Raw genomic sequence first — 14,120 nt, 5'->3', positions numbered from 1 at the left:
CTTAGTTCTTAGCTCTTAGTTCTTTCAGCTTTTGCGCCGAATATCTTGCCGATTATAAATGCCGCCACATCTGCTCCTATGGACGCTATACGCATAACCAGTACGAACAGCACTATCCTGTCCGCGAATTTGTCTCCGCACACAAAGAGCATAACGCCCTCGCGTATGCCGATACCTCCGGGAGCTCCGGGCGTAACAAAGCCTATTATCCACGCGAACATGAAAGCTCCCGTTAGAGCTATCAGCTCCCCTGTTTTCGCCTGCGGTACTATAAGACTAAGGCACACAAAGTACATAGCCGCCGATACTGAATTCTGGAGCAGATAATAGAATGCTCCACGGAGCAGCATGGGTCTGTTTCCCTTTGCAAACGCCTTTGAATAGCGTGATATATAAGCCTTGAACTTGTCCCTGAATTTAAGCCTTACCGCGAGTATGAGAAGTATCACGAGCAATATCCCCACTGCACCTACGATAAGAAGATTTCGCCCATATTTTGCCATAAGCTCGGCTATTCGTCCGCCAAGCATAACAACGGATATGACCGCCGTCCAGAACACGCAGAACAGAACGTCCAGCACAGTTGCACAGGCTACGTCCACATGACTTATATCCATATCAGCCGCAAGCTGATTTCTTCCCACGTACTGGAATACGTTTCCGGGGAGATACTTGTACAGATTGGACTGAGTATACACAGGCATAGCCGTTGAAAAAGGTATCTTCCGCCCCGAAAGCGACCTTGTGAACACCAGCCACGGATAACATGAGAATATGATTATCACAGCCGTTATCAGCAAACACAGCACAAGTGCCGATATCACCTTTATATCACGGAACTGTGACAGACTTATGTCCATATCAAGAAGCTTCTTTACCACAAAGGCAAGAGCGGCTATCATTACGATATTGCCGATGATCTTTATTATCTTCTTCATTTCTTACCTTTTCCCAGCAGCTTTTCAAATAAGCACACGTACTTTGCGCATATGGACTTCCATGAGTAGGTATCACGGGTATATCGGCTGTATTCAGCAGCCTTTTGTCTGTATTCATCGCGGTGTGCGCAGAGGTCTTTTATCCTATCTGCATACTGCTGAGCATTTCCGCTCTCCATTATCCAGCCGTTTTTGCCGTCGATGACCGCATCACGTATGCCCTCTATTCCCGAAGCGAACACAGCCAGACCTGCAAGACTTGCCTCAACTGCAACGAGCCCGAATCCCTCCATATCACCTTCTACATGGATATTAGGCATTATGAACGCGTCTGCGTGAGTGTATACCGCATTGAGCTCAGCTGTCTCGACTCTGCCAAGCATCTTCACCTTGTCGCCGAGTCCGTACTTTTCGATACCCTCGGCTATAGTCTCGCGGTCCTCGCCGTCGCCGACTATGAGGTACTTTACCTTTTCATCTTTAAGGGAAGGCATTACATTTCGTACAAACCAGTCAACGCCCTTGCGCTTTACAAGTCTTCCAACGGTGATAATAACGGTATCGTCCTCGGATATGCCGTTTTTTCTGCATATCTCGCCGTAATCCGCACATTCGCCGCTGAACTGCTCCGTATCCACACCGCAGTTTATAACGCAGGAGCGCTTTCCGCCGCGCTTGCGGAAGGTCTCATCGGTCTCGCGGCTGATAGATATATACTTGTCGAATTTATTGTAGAAAAGCTTGAGATAAAGCTGATAGAGCTTGTTTTTAAATGTGATATCCAGTCCGAAAACGTTGACTACCACTTTTTTGCGGGGGTGAAAAAGCTTCGTGAAGAAGCCCACCGAACTGAGAAGCGCATCTCCCACAAAGATAACATCGTATTTTCCTGCCTTGAACACTGTTTTCAGCAGAGAATATGGCAGGAACCACACCAGATGCTTCTGTGACTTTCCAAGTGAGATTATATCCGCATCTACCTTTGAAGGATCAAAGTTATTGTAGAGATTATAGCTGAAATTTTCCATTCCGCCCACAGCAGGAGGATACTTTCTTGTGATATACAGCAGTTTAATTTTCTTCATTCTTCTTCTCCTCATCGCTCTTGCCACATTCAATTTTTCTCACTCTGTACTGAACGTCCTCAAGGAGCTTTCTGTTTGCAGAGATAGTGTCTCCCAGAAGTCCTATTGTAATGGTCTGGAAGCCCATCATAATGAGTATTGCTGTAAGGATAAGGGACTGTATATGTCCGTCGCCGTCGCCCATTGCCATGAGTATGAGGAAGCGCACACCCAGTATCGCACCAAAAAACATGAGTACAAATCCGATAGACATAAAGAATTTAAGGGGCTTATACATAACGAAGGAACGGGTTATAACTGTTGAAGAACGCTTCATGTAGCGCCACATACTCGAGAAAAGCCTTGAAGGTCTTGTCTCGGGATTAGTCCTTATAGGCACTGAGGTCATGGCGGTCTTGTTATTTCCTGCCTGTATGATAGTTTCAAGGGTATAGGTGTACTCGTTGACAACATTGAGTCTCAGCGCCGCCTCACGGGAATAGGCTCTGAAGCCGCTGGGAGCATCGGGGATATCGGTTCCCGAAGCAACGCGCACTACCCAGCTTCCCAGGTGCTGGAACTTCTTCTTTTTCCAGGAGAAATGCTCTGTCTCGTCGATAGGTCTCTCACCTATTACGATATCGGCTTTCTGGTCGAGTATGGGGCGGACTATCTTCTCGATATCCGCACCGCAGTACTGATTGTCAGCGTCGGTATTTACGATTATATCCGCACCAAGATGCAGACAAGCGTCGATACCTGCCATAAAGCCCTTCGCAAGGCCCTTGTTGCGCTTGAATGATACTATATGATGAAAGCCGAGCTCACGGGCTTTTGCTGCTGTATTATCCTTGCTTCCGTCATTTATGATAAGGTATTCAATGGTGTCGATACCGTCGATATGTCTGGGAAGGTCGTTATAAGCCAGCTCCAGTGTTTCCTCCTCGTTATAGCATGGTATCTGAATGATAAGCTTCATATTTACGTTCCTTTCTATCAAGTTGCAGGTGAAAAGCGTACCGACTGTATCGCTATTCCAAGCTGACGGGAATCAGCAGGATTTGATACGGAAGCACTCCACAGCGGACTCTGTATCTCAAGGATATTTTCTCCGTCCTCTATCTGCTCACTGTCCACTTCAAAGCGGAGCGGTTTGCCGTTATTCTCGGGAGTTATAGCCTGTGTGCCTATTTTCTCGCCGTTCATAAGAAGTGTTACCTCAACGCGGTCTTTTCCCATTTTATCAAGGGGAAGTCCGCAGCCGAATTCCATAGTTATATCGTAATCCCCGGGGAAAAGTCCGCACTCTATCTGTGCTTTTTCGCTGTCTGTCCAGCAGAAAAAGCTTTCAAGCTGCGAAACTCCGCTCATTTTTGCATAGTCCCCTGCTGCAGTATACATAAATCGGTATTTATCGTAGGAGAATACTCTGATATCCTCCTCAGTTACCCAGAAGCTGCGTGCAAACGGAAGTATCTTTCCTGTGTTCACCATGTCATCTTCGATATGGTGGAGCTTATTGGAATAAAGTGCCGTGTGGTCGGCTTCGTCAAGATTTTTTTCGGTTATCATGATAACTCTGCCGTATCTTGCGGTGAGTCTGTCTATCTGCTCTGCATCTTCGGCATCCTCCACCATTACCTTAGCGCCTGTCATGCTCTTTACGGGCAGCCAGAGTCTTGAAGCATAGGTGGGAGAGATGACCACACAGTCGCTTTCGTCCACGAAATCCGTGATATCCTCGATAATGCTCCATTCCATACGTGAATCGTCTTTGTTGAGCATGAGATATCTGTCAAACTTCTCAACATACATAAGTCCGAGGGCTGTAACAGGTATGAGTACCTTTCCCCCTGCACGGTCAAGTGCGGCAACACTGAATATGACTGCCACAGGAATGAAAGGTGTGAGATAGCGTGAATAGTAGTAATAATACTGTATATCGTATCTCAGGAATGAGGAGTAAACAAGTATGCAATAGAAGAACATTATGAAAAGAACCAGTCTTGACTTGCGCTCTGCGAAGTATTTCGCGTATATTACCGCAAATACCATGCCCAGAGGCATGAGAAGGAGTCCTGCATTGCCTGCAAAGCCCCATAATGCAAGGTGATTTGCTTCATTCCAGCTGCTGTACTTCATAAACGCCCTTGCAATGATATATGCACAGGGCAGTATCACAAGAAGTCTCATAAGCAGGATAAATCCCTTTGAAGCTGCTGTGTCACGGCTGAACTTTATGCCGCTGAAATCCTTTTTCGTGTGCTTTTTCACTATGACCGCAAACAGTACAGCTGCCACAGCTGCACCTGCTGAAAGTGCGCAGACCACCACGGTGATATTGTTTACGCCGATGCCTCCCACAAATACGGGACTGTAGTTGTTCATGGTGTAGAAAGGCTGTATCTGCCTCATCATAAAGTAACTTGCAAGATAGCCGAGTATGGTCACAGGCATGAGCACTGCGTACTGACGCTCTCTTGTGAACACATACATACCGCCGTATATCAGCACGAACATGGGTATCATGGTATATATTGACACATGATAACAGCCGAATACCGCTATGGGTATCACCGAAAGCCATTTGTGCTTCGGGTCATCGTCATCTGTCATAAAGTAAAGGAAAGTCACGGGCAGAAGCGTAAGGAGCATCTCTGTAAGCGACGCCTTTGCAGCCCATATTATAACGGGAGCAAATGCCGCTGCTGCACAGCCGCAGGCACAAGCCACAGGCTTCAGCTTCAGATTGCGGCATATGAAGTATACGATGAAGATAAGGCATATGAAAAGAAGTGTTTCAAAGCCCTGCATACTGCTCATGCCGAAAAGTGTGCCCCACATGGCAAGAAGTGCGGAATAAGTCGGTATACCGTGGATAATTCCCGATACAGGACTTATGCTCCTGTCGTATACGGTATCAGGATAATTCTCATCGGGCACATCATAACCGCGAAGATGAGCCTGTACGTCCTTTCTGAACTGCTCACGCTCCTGATCCATTTCAAGGTCGTGATACTCGGAAATATCCTTCTGACGCTTTGTATCGCCGTTCATAAAGAGTATAGCCTGTGTCTGGTATACTCCCTGATCCTGTCCCATGCCGAAATAGTCGTTTTTCTGCGAAACGAATGGCACAGCAAGGATACATACTATTATGGGGACAAGCATTTCCTTTATGGAAAAATCATTCTTGAAGATATGCCGCCATCTGAAAGGCTTGCTCCTTCGCAGAAAAAGCACAAGCAGCATAACAGCCGCGCTTATCGCCAATGCTCCGCAGCCTGCACGATAAATGGTATACTTGTCGATGACAAAGAGTCCCATGCTGGCAAATATATGCGCAAAGAACCACATTACGACACCCATTACCGTTCCCTCAATGATATTCTTCTTTTTGAACCATATTACAGCACTGAGCACGGAGAATACGACTCCGATAAAGCAGACCGCAGTAAACAGCATTATTTATATTCACTCCTCGCAGATTTTATTGATAAGTTCGCTGAAATTACGCATTATTACTTCCCAGCGGTAGTTCTTTTCAACATATGCTTCCGCATTTCTGCGCAGCTGTGCATATTCCGCATCGTGGGAGAATATATAGTCGATTATTCCTTCAAATTCAAAGTAGTTCATGTAGTAAAGTCCGCCGTTGCTCTTTATGCAGTGACCTTTCAGCACCTCGCATATGCCGTTTACGATAACGGGTACGGAAAGGGTCATAGCCTCAAGGACGGATATGGACAGGCTCTCGAATTTCGAGGGGAGTATAAGGCATTTTGCGCCTGATATACCGCTGAATTTGTCCTCCTCGCTGACAAAGCCGAGACTTATTATGTCCTTGTGCTTGGGTATCTCGCACACGGGCTTGCCCATGAGCACAAGCTTCAATGTGCTGTCGGGACGGCGTTTCTTGTATTCAAGGAAGTATTTGAACATAGTAGGACAGTCCTTTCCCTCGTCGATACGTCCTACGTATATGATGTAATCGCCCTCTATGCCGAATTTACTGCGGAAGCCTGCTTCATCAGGCTCGCAGGGCACTTCTACTCCCGTACCCATTACGCGGCAAGGGATATTTTCACAGTGGAAAAGCCCCTGCACAAGCGCCTTTTCCTCATCGGTAAGGAATACATAAGCCTTGGGCAGATTGAAGAATTTCTCATAGGTCTTGAAGTGGATAAATGGCTCTTCGTGGGCTGTAGGTATGAATACAGCCTTGTCTGCCACCTCGGGAAGTCCCTTTACTGTGAGGTAGTAGAGATAGGTAACAAAGATGAATACATCGTATTTATCCTTGTTTTCGCGGATATAGTTTATTGCCGCAGGTGAATAGGGTCCCTGCTTTTCAAACCATACCGCCTCTGTTTCAACATTGTAATTGCCCGACCTGAGATACTTTCCGTTGAAGTCGTTGAAATCCTTTGCTCTCGTCTTTTCAACAGGAAAACGGAGAACTCTTACACCGTTGATATCTTCCTCATCGGCTGTATAATGGTTCTCCCATGTGGTATATTCAAGGGCTTTTGTGGTGATGACATCTACCTCGAATTCCCCTGTAAGACGCTCTGCAATAAGACGGGTATAATATTCAGAGCCGCCGTTGACTTCCAGTCCGTATCTCTGATTGACAAGTGCTATCCTCTTCATTATTCCTTATCTCCGCTAACTTCTCTGAAAAACTTCATGTATTTATCAACGATAACGTCCCATGCAAAATTGCTGCGGACGTAGCTTCTGCCGTTTTCGCCCATCTGTGCCGCTTTATCCTTATTTTTCAGGAACCAGTCGGTACAGCCCTCAAACTCGAAATAATCGCCGAAATAAAGTCCGCCGTTGGACTCAGATGCGAAATTTCGCGTAACTGCACAGCCGCTGTGTACCAACACAGGTCTGCCGCAGAGCCAGCTTTCCATGATAACAAGGGAAAAGCTCTCATTTTTCGAGGGCTGGCATAAAAACTCGGCTGCCGCCTGAGCGTTATACTTGTCCTGTAGGTCTATGAAGCCTAAGTCGATTATGCGTTTCTGCTTCACAAGCTCTGACGGGAGTTCGATGTTTCCGCCGCCTATGAGTATAAGTTTAAGGTCGGTATCACGGCGTTTTACGTACTCCGAGAAATACTTCACAAGAGTGTGGACGTTCTTTCCCTCGTCCTTGCGTCCTGCATAGATGATAAAAGGACTGTCAATGCCGAATTTACTGCGGAAAGCAGATGCATCGCTGGTAAGGTCAGTGTATACGCCCTCGCCGAGACAGCCCTGCTTTACGCGGCTCATATCGAATACGCGGTTTGCAAGGTCGTATTCGGGCTTTGCGTGGTAGATTATACCGCCGATATTCTGGAATACAGGCTTGAATCTGTCCATATACACGTAGGACTCGTCATGGAAGCATGGTATGAGCACCGATTTTTCGGGGCATACCTGCAAGCCGTGAAAGGTAGTTCCGAACATATAGGGTATGAACACGAAAAGGCTGTATTCATCGCTGTGAGTCCTGATATATTCGCATAATTCGGGACTGTTCACGTTTTCGTCGGTATATACCTTCTGCTCGTCGGCAGATACGGGCATATTCTTCATAAGCTTGGCATTTACTGCGTCAAACGCCTGTACATTGCGCTTTCTTATCTTAAATCTTCTTATAGGGAAACCGTGTACACTGTCCACGCCCTCATTGAAATAATTCTCATTCCAGTCCGCAGAAAACTCCTTTACGCAGGTACTGAGCATTTCCACCTCAACGCCTGCTTCATGCAGATGTGTGGTAAGTCCGCGAAGCTCCATTTCTGCTCCGCCTGGTATCTTTTCACTGTACCACGGAATAACAAAACCTATCTTTTTCATTTCTGTATCCTTTATTCAGGCTTTTTTGCCGTTTATAAAATCTGTAAGCTCTTTCTCGAATGTGGCTTTTATGCGCTCGTATGAGAAGTCCTCAAGCCTTCTGCGCTGTCCCTCGATAATGCTCTCGCGGAGCTTTTCGTCTTTGAGCACCCTGTCTATAACTGCCGCCGCAAATACAGGATCGTTATTATCCAGAAGCACACCGCTTCCGCCGAGAGTGTCCGATATCGCGCTGGTATCATAGGCTATTACGGGAACATCAAAGAACATCGCCTCTACAAGAGGTACGCAGAAGCCCTCGTGCTCACTCATACAGACAAATGCGTCTGCAAGGCGGTAATACGCCAGTATCTCGCTGAATTTGATATGTCCCGGGAATATAACATCATCGCCTATGCCAAGTGCGTTTGCATACTTCACAAGGCGCTCGTAATAGTTTTCCATGCCTGTTGAAGAGCCTACAAGTATGAGTCTTGACTCGGGATTTAGCTTCTTGTAGCAGTAAAAAGCTCTGATAACGTTCTCCTGCTTCTTGTTCGGAGCTATCCTGCCAACGAAAACAAGATTTTTCTTGCCGTCGCTGTACTTCTTTATAGTAGCTTCGTCGGGAGTCTGTCTGTAGTCGTCGAACTTTATGAGTATGGGTCTTATATCCATAGGGCAGGTATAGCCCATTTTTACGAGCTCAGACCTGTTATAAGCCGACACCGCAAGCACATAGTCTATCTTGTCGCGGAGATACTCCACTCCCTTGTAGCCGTGCTCGGTGAGCTGTGTGGCTGCCGTACTGTAGGGACGGAAGAACTCTGGAGGAGTGATATTATGGTATACCATTATCCTGCGGCACTTGTAATTGTCTATCTTGAAGGTAAGGTCTGTACCCGTGGATTTGTGATAAATAAGCACATCGTCCTTTTTAAGGTCGCGGAGCTTGTCCGCCTTCTGTGCTATGCCCTCGGGAAGCCTTTTATCTATATTCTCGGCGTAAATGTCTGTAGTATAGCCCATTTCGCTGATAACGCCCTTTAAGGCTATTGTATCATTGCCTATGGCGTCACCGAATGAGAGGGTGGGAAGAAGCTGTACTACTCGCATTATACATTCTCCCTGTCAAGTCTGCTGCGAAGCTCGCTGTTCTCGCGTTCAAGCCTGTCAAGGCGCATGATGAGCTCCTTGTTTGCAAGCTCAAGCGTCTCAACTCTGCCGCTGAGGTCTGAGGACTTGCTGTCAGCTACAGACTTCATAACGGTCACTGCATTTGCGTTGAAATCATTCTGCTCAAATACCACAGGCTCTACGTAGAACTTAACCATTTTACGTATGATCTTCTTGATGAATACCTTTATCGGATTGCCTTTGAGCTCCTTGTAGGGCTGTATATAGTAATGAGAGGTAATATAGTCAAGGGCTTCGGAAGCTGAACCGCCCTGAGCTGTCTTTTTGAAGGGCACATCTTCAAAGCTCAGCATATCCGCAGTAAGTCCCTGCTCCTTTATGCCGCGCTTTATCTCAGCCATTATTTCCTCTATATTTATCTTTTCGTTTTCCATGATTTATCCTTTCTTGGTCGCAACAACTGCATAATCCTGACTTCCGAACAGCATCTCCGAAACCTTTTTCATTGCCTTGTTGAATTCCTCGGTATCGCCTTCGCATTTAAGCTCGGGTATCTCAAAGGGAGGTCTGCTGTTTTCGGTGTATATTATCCCGATGTCCTTAAAGCCTGCTTTTTCAAGGTAATACTGCATAGTCAGAGGGTGAACAGGCTTTATATGTGAGGGGTCGATGTAAAATGCATTGGTATATATCGAGAGCGATGTGGGATTTGGGGTCTCAATGATGATACAGCCGCCCTCTTCAAGGCGCTCATAGGCTGTATTGCAGAGCTGTATTATCTGATGAGGCTTTAGATGCTCAACTACCTGACCGACAAAAATGCCGTCAATGCCTTCGGTATGTGCAAGGAAATCCGCACCGTCGCCGCAGGAGGCTTTCAGCCCCTTCATATTGCAGTATTCCACATAGGGCTCGTATATATCCACGCCCTCTGCTGTAATACCGTTATCCTGCATGAGAGAAAGGAATTCTCCCCTGCCGCAGCCTATATCCAGCACCTTTTTCTTGTCACGGAAGAATTTAAGGTAAAACTCCTGTGACTTCTTTATGCTCTCGATAGAGCCGCGGAAATGGTTCTCGAAGTCGAAATAGTCGATATCCTCATAGTCAGAGCCGCTTTCCGCAGAAACAGAAGCTACTGCCGCCGCAGCAGGAGCTGCACCTTCAGTCTGTACAACAGTTGCCGCAGGAGCTGATTTCAGCTTCTTTTCAAGGCCTGCTATCTTTGCCTTCATAAGCTCATTTTCGCTGGTAAGGCGCTCGATAATGGCGTTATTGTTCCTTACGTTGACGCAGGTAGGCTCAAATTCGTCCCTTATGCGCTGCGCATTATCGTCAAGGAAGCTGCTCTTTTCCGACAATTCCTTGTCTGCTACTTCAAGGGCGGAATAAATACCGCCGAAAAGCTTTCTCTTTATTTTTCCCTTTATGCCCTTCTGATGTCTTGCACTCTCTATAAACTGCGATAAATAGCTCATATTTTACCTCTGGAAATTCCATGTGTGTTCGATGCGGAATACTCCCGCATCTCCCTCTGCCGATATCATCTCAATTTTATGCGCCTGTCTGTAATAATCAACAGGTATGCCTTCGCCCTGTTCTATTGCTATATCAAGATTGTAGGCACCGCCGAGCAGCATGACCTTTTTCAGCAGTATCTCAACTGTGCCGTCCTTATCAAGCACAAAATCAGGCACCTTGTCTATCCTTGTATTCGTACCGTAGCACTGCGTACCGTTGAGGTCGAATACTCCCACGCCAAATACAGCATCGTCTACAGGCTTTTTTACGGTGTAGTCCACTACCAGCTTTATATCCTCGCCAATACGGAACACGCTCTGCTCTGTGCCGTCGGCTGCAAATGAACGTACTCGCTTTATGCGAGCCTGTCCGCTTCCCCAGCGTTTACCCTGCTCCTCCTCGGTGGTCTCCTCTTTTTCATCTGCCGCCTCAGCCGCTTTCATAAGCTCCTGACGCTTTCTGCTCATATAATCAAGGTATTCAAGGTCTATCTCCTTTGGAGGTCCCTCAGCCTTGATGAGACCCTCATGTATCCATATGGAACGGTCGCATATCTGCTCTATCTGTCCGAGTGAATGTGATACTATTACTATAGTTGTACCCTGCGCCTTTATCTCTCTCAGCTTGTTGAAGCATTTCGCCTGGAAATTTGCATCTCCCACGGCAAGTATCTCGTCGATGAGGAGTATATCCGCATCAACGTTTATAGCCACGGAAAAGGCAAGTCGCATATACATTCCCGAGGAATATGTTCGCACAGGATTGTCGATAAAGTCCGCAAGCTCCGAAAACTCGACTATATCGTCAAGTCGGGCATCTATTTCCTTTTTGGTAAGTCCGAATATGGCAGCATTGGTATAGATATTCTCCCTGCCGCTCATATCGGGGTGGAAGCCTGCTCCAAGCTCGATAAGACTTGAAACTCTGCCTTTCAGCTTTATAGTGCCGCTGTCGGGGTACATTATCCTTGTGAGAAGCTTCAGCGTTGTGCTCTTACCGCAGCCGTTATGCCCGATAAGTCCGATAGCCTCTCCTCTTTTTACGTCAAAGCTTATGCCGCGGAGCACCTTGCGCTCCTCATAGCGGCTGCGCTTGCGGAAAAGCAGGCGTTCTTTAAGCTGTGCGCCCTTGTCGAGATACACCTTGAAGCTCTTGGTGATATCCCTGACCTCTATTGCAATTTCATTTTCTGCCATTACAGTTCCTCCGCAAAGTGCTTCTGAAGCTTGTTGAATACAATTACACCGAATATAAGGAAGAATACTCCCAGACCTGCTGCCCAGAGAAGTGTCGTAAGGTCGGGTACCTGCTTATCATAGAGCACTGTTCTGTAGCAGTCTATAATATGTGTCATAGGATTGAGATTGAACAGCGGCAGGTATCTGTCGGGGACTATCGACTTTGAGTATACAACAGGTGTAAGGTACATCCACGCCATTGATACTATGCCGAGGATATGCTCTAAGTCCCTGAAATATACGGTCACAGCCGATGTAAGCATAGCCATTCCCAGTGCGAATATATACTCCACTATCATTATCACGGGCAGAGTCAGTACCGCAAGGAAGTTTATCCCTGCGCCCGTAACGATTATAACCGCGAATATTACTATGAAGCACAGCAGCATATTCACAAAGCAGCTTGTAACATAGGATATTGGTATTACCATTCGCGGGAAGTATATCTTCTTGACCAGATCCTTCTGCGCCACTATCGACGCTGCACCTACCGTTATGGACGATGAGAAGAATATCCACGGTATCAGTGCAACGAACAGGTATAGATAATACTTGTCAATGTTGTTCGGAAGTATCTTCGAGAAAACTATCGTGTAGACTATCAGCTGGAAAAGAGGGTTTATGAACGTCCACAGAAAGCCCAGTACAGAGCCCTTATAGCGGCCGCGGAGATCCTTTTTCACAAGGCTGAATATCATCTGTCTGTATGCATACAGCTCTTTTATCGTACTCATTTATTGCTCCTTGAAAAAGCGCAGAAACGGCATTTTCCGTAAAATGCGCATAAAAATCCATAGTATCTTTTAATTATATCACAAGCGCATTTTGCTGTCAAGTTTTATTAAGAGCTAAGATCGTAGGGGCTGCCTTTGGCAGTCCGTAAGCAACAAATTAACTTTAAGAATTGAGAACTGTAGAGGGACGGCGTTCCCTACAACGGGTTCATTAAGTTTTTCGGAAATTTCGGGCGGCGAAACGCCTCCCCTACAGGCTAATAACTAAGGGCTAACGGCTAAAAAAGGACAGCCGAAGCTGTCCTTTTTACTTATGGTATTTTCCGCCCTCTGCTATCTGGAAAGCGCGGTATATCTGCTCTAAGAGCATTACCCTTGCAAGCTGGTGAGGGAAGGTCATTTTCGACATAGAAAGCTTCAGTGTGCCCATTGACTTTATCTCGGGAGCAAGTCCGAAGGAGCTTCCGATTATGAATGTGACCGTACTCTGTCCGCTGACTCCTGCCTCTGTTATTTTTTCAGAAAGCTCGGGGCTTGAAAGCTGCTTACCCTCTATGCACATAGGTACTATCATGCCCTTTGCGTAACGCTTTATCTGCTCGGCTTCCTTTTTAAGTGCAGAAGCTATCTCCTTTTCGGACGGGTCATCGCTGAGCCTGCACTCGTCAAGCTCATGGAGCTCGAATGTGCAGTATCTTCCCAGACGCTTTATATATTCTGCACAGGCACTGCGAAGATATTCCTCTTTAAGCTTGCCTATAACAATAAGTACAATATTCATCAGAACACCACTGCTCCTCCCTTAGTTTCAACGGGAGCTACTCCGAGAAGATAGTCCCTGCCCCTTGTAAAGCCGCTGAGTCCGCGCTGCACCGTACTGTCAGCCATTTGCGGATGATTGTTGTCCTGGCTGAGATGTCCCAGCAGGATATGAGTAGTGCCCCGCTCTATCATCTTTCTTACCTGTACTGCACAGTCGTCATTTGAAAGATGACCAATGGGCGAAAGTATCCTCTCCTTTAAATAAAGAGGATATGGACCTGTACGCAGCATATAGTCATCGTAATTCGCTTCTATGAGCACCATTCGGCAGCCTTTAAGAGCTTCGTCCACCTCGGGAGTAACGTGTCCCAGGTCGGTGCATACGGCGCAGTATTTATCGTCCTCTGTATGTATCCTGTAGCCGCAGCTCTGTATAGCATCGTGAGGAGTATTGAAGCAGCTGACCTCACTGCCGCCGCAGCTTATCTTCTTTCCTGTTATGTCTATGACGTGGGAGCTTACCGCTATTTTTCCGCCATCGCAGAGCCTTTGCAAAGTGCGCTTCTGACCGTATACGGGAAGTCCCGTTTTCTTGGTCAGCATAGTAAGTCCTGCAACATGGTCCGAGTGCTCGTGGGTTATGAATACACCCTGTACCGCACTCAGCGGTATGTTGTTCACTTCAAGGGCGTTGCACAGCCGCCTGAAACTAACTCCGCAGTCTATGAGTATTCCGCCTTTTTCAGTTCCGATAAACGAGGAATTGCCCTTGCTGGAGCTGAAAAGTGGATAGAGTCGTGCCATTGGATATTCTCCGTTCCGTTTATTTAATTCGGAATTCGTAATTAGAAATTAGGAATTGTTGTATCGCCTGACGGCGATCGATTTGAAGTTT

The 14,120-nt window shown here is 46.7% G+C and carries 13 protein-coding genes; all 13 read right to left on the bottom strand.

All coding sequences use genetic code 11. The features are described 5' to 3' along the window. Nucleotides 1-8: 8 nt before the first annotated feature. The 13 genes from BUB28_RS01805 to BUB28_RS01745 all read right to left on the bottom strand — a co-directional run bounded on the left by BUB28_RS01805 (nt 9) and on the right by BUB28_RS01745 (nt 14,029). A complete protein-coding gene (locus tag BUB28_RS01805) occupies nt 9-938 on the bottom strand; it encodes a lysylphosphatidylglycerol synthase domain-containing protein (protein WP_072948101.1) in 930 nt (309 codons plus the stop codon). Then, nucleotides 935-2,023, bottom strand: coding sequence for a glycosyltransferase family 4 protein (locus tag BUB28_RS01800; RefSeq protein ID WP_175547782.1), 1,089 nt, complete (start codon nt 2,021-2,023; stop codon nt 935-937). Before BUB28_RS01800 ends, BUB28_RS01805 begins: the two co-directional genes overlap by 4 nt. Next, nucleotides 2,010-2,981: a glycosyltransferase family 2 protein gene (locus tag BUB28_RS01795; RefSeq protein WP_072948098.1), complete on the bottom strand. Its 972-nt coding sequence runs from the start codon at nt 2,979-2,981 to the stop codon at nt 2,010-2,012. Before BUB28_RS01795 ends, BUB28_RS01800 begins: the two co-directional genes overlap by 14 nt. A 17-nt stretch (nt 2,982-2,998) precedes the next feature. Then, a complete protein-coding gene (locus BUB28_RS01790) occupies nt 2,999-5,467 on the bottom strand; it encodes a hypothetical protein (protein WP_072948097.1) in 2,469 nt (822 codons plus the stop codon). 9 nt (nt 5,468-5,476) lie between these two features. After that, the gene (locus BUB28_RS01785) at nt 5,477-6,655 is read right to left on the bottom strand and encodes a glycosyltransferase family 4 protein (RefSeq protein ID WP_072948095.1); all 1,179 of its coding nucleotides are present in this window, start codon (nt 6,653-6,655) and stop codon (nt 5,477-5,479) included. Continuing rightward, nucleotides 6,655-7,854 carry a glycosyltransferase family 4 protein gene (locus tag BUB28_RS01780; protein ID WP_072948093.1) on the bottom strand — a complete coding sequence of 400 codons (1,200 nt, stop codon included), beginning with the start codon at nt 7,852-7,854 and terminating at the stop codon, nt 6,655-6,657. Before BUB28_RS01780 ends, BUB28_RS01785 begins: the two co-directional genes overlap by 1 nt. A 15-nt stretch (nt 7,855-7,869) precedes the next feature. Continuing rightward, nucleotides 7,870-8,949, bottom strand: coding sequence for a glycosyltransferase (locus BUB28_RS01775; protein WP_072948091.1), 1,080 nt, complete (start codon nt 8,947-8,949; stop codon nt 7,870-7,872). Continuing rightward, nucleotides 8,949-9,404, bottom strand: coding sequence for a coiled-coil domain-containing protein (locus BUB28_RS01770; RefSeq protein WP_072948089.1), 456 nt, complete (start codon nt 9,402-9,404; stop codon nt 8,949-8,951). The genes BUB28_RS01775 and BUB28_RS01770 overlap by 1 nt, the downstream gene beginning before the upstream one ends. A 3-nt stretch (nt 9,405-9,407) precedes the next feature. Then, the gene (locus tag BUB28_RS01765; RefSeq protein WP_072948087.1) at nt 9,408-10,448 is read right to left on the bottom strand and encodes a class I SAM-dependent methyltransferase; all 1,041 of its coding nucleotides are present in this window, start codon (nt 10,446-10,448) and stop codon (nt 9,408-9,410) included. Between the two features lie 3 nt (nt 10,449-10,451). After that, entirely contained in the window at nt 10,452-11,687 is a 1,236-nt protein-coding gene (locus BUB28_RS01760; RefSeq protein WP_072948085.1) for an ABC transporter ATP-binding protein, read from the bottom strand. Next, the gene (locus BUB28_RS01755; protein WP_072948083.1) at nt 11,687-12,463 is read right to left on the bottom strand and encodes an ABC transporter permease; all 777 of its coding nucleotides are present in this window, start codon (nt 12,461-12,463) and stop codon (nt 11,687-11,689) included. The genes BUB28_RS01760 and BUB28_RS01755 overlap by 1 nt, the downstream gene beginning before the upstream one ends. Before the next feature lie 307 nt (nt 12,464-12,770). Continuing rightward, nucleotides 12,771-13,247: a 23S rRNA (pseudouridine(1915)-N(3))-methyltransferase RlmH gene (gene rlmH, locus BUB28_RS01750; RefSeq protein WP_072948082.1), complete on the bottom strand. Its 477-nt coding sequence runs from the start codon at nt 13,245-13,247 to the stop codon at nt 12,771-12,773. Continuing rightward, complete coding sequence (locus tag BUB28_RS01745; protein ID WP_072948080.1) at nt 13,244-14,029, bottom strand: MBL fold metallo-hydrolase; 786 nt, start codon at nt 14,027-14,029, stop codon at nt 13,244-13,246. The genes rlmH and BUB28_RS01745 overlap by 4 nt, the downstream gene beginning before the upstream one ends. Nucleotides 14,030-14,120: the final 91 nt, after the last annotated feature.

This window comes from Ruminococcus flavefaciens, from assembly GCF_900143025.1.
Lineage (GTDB): Bacteria > Bacillota > Clostridia > Oscillospirales > Ruminococcaceae > Ruminococcus > Ruminococcus flavefaciens_I.
This window is presented reverse-complemented; position numbering and strand designations above follow the sequence as displayed.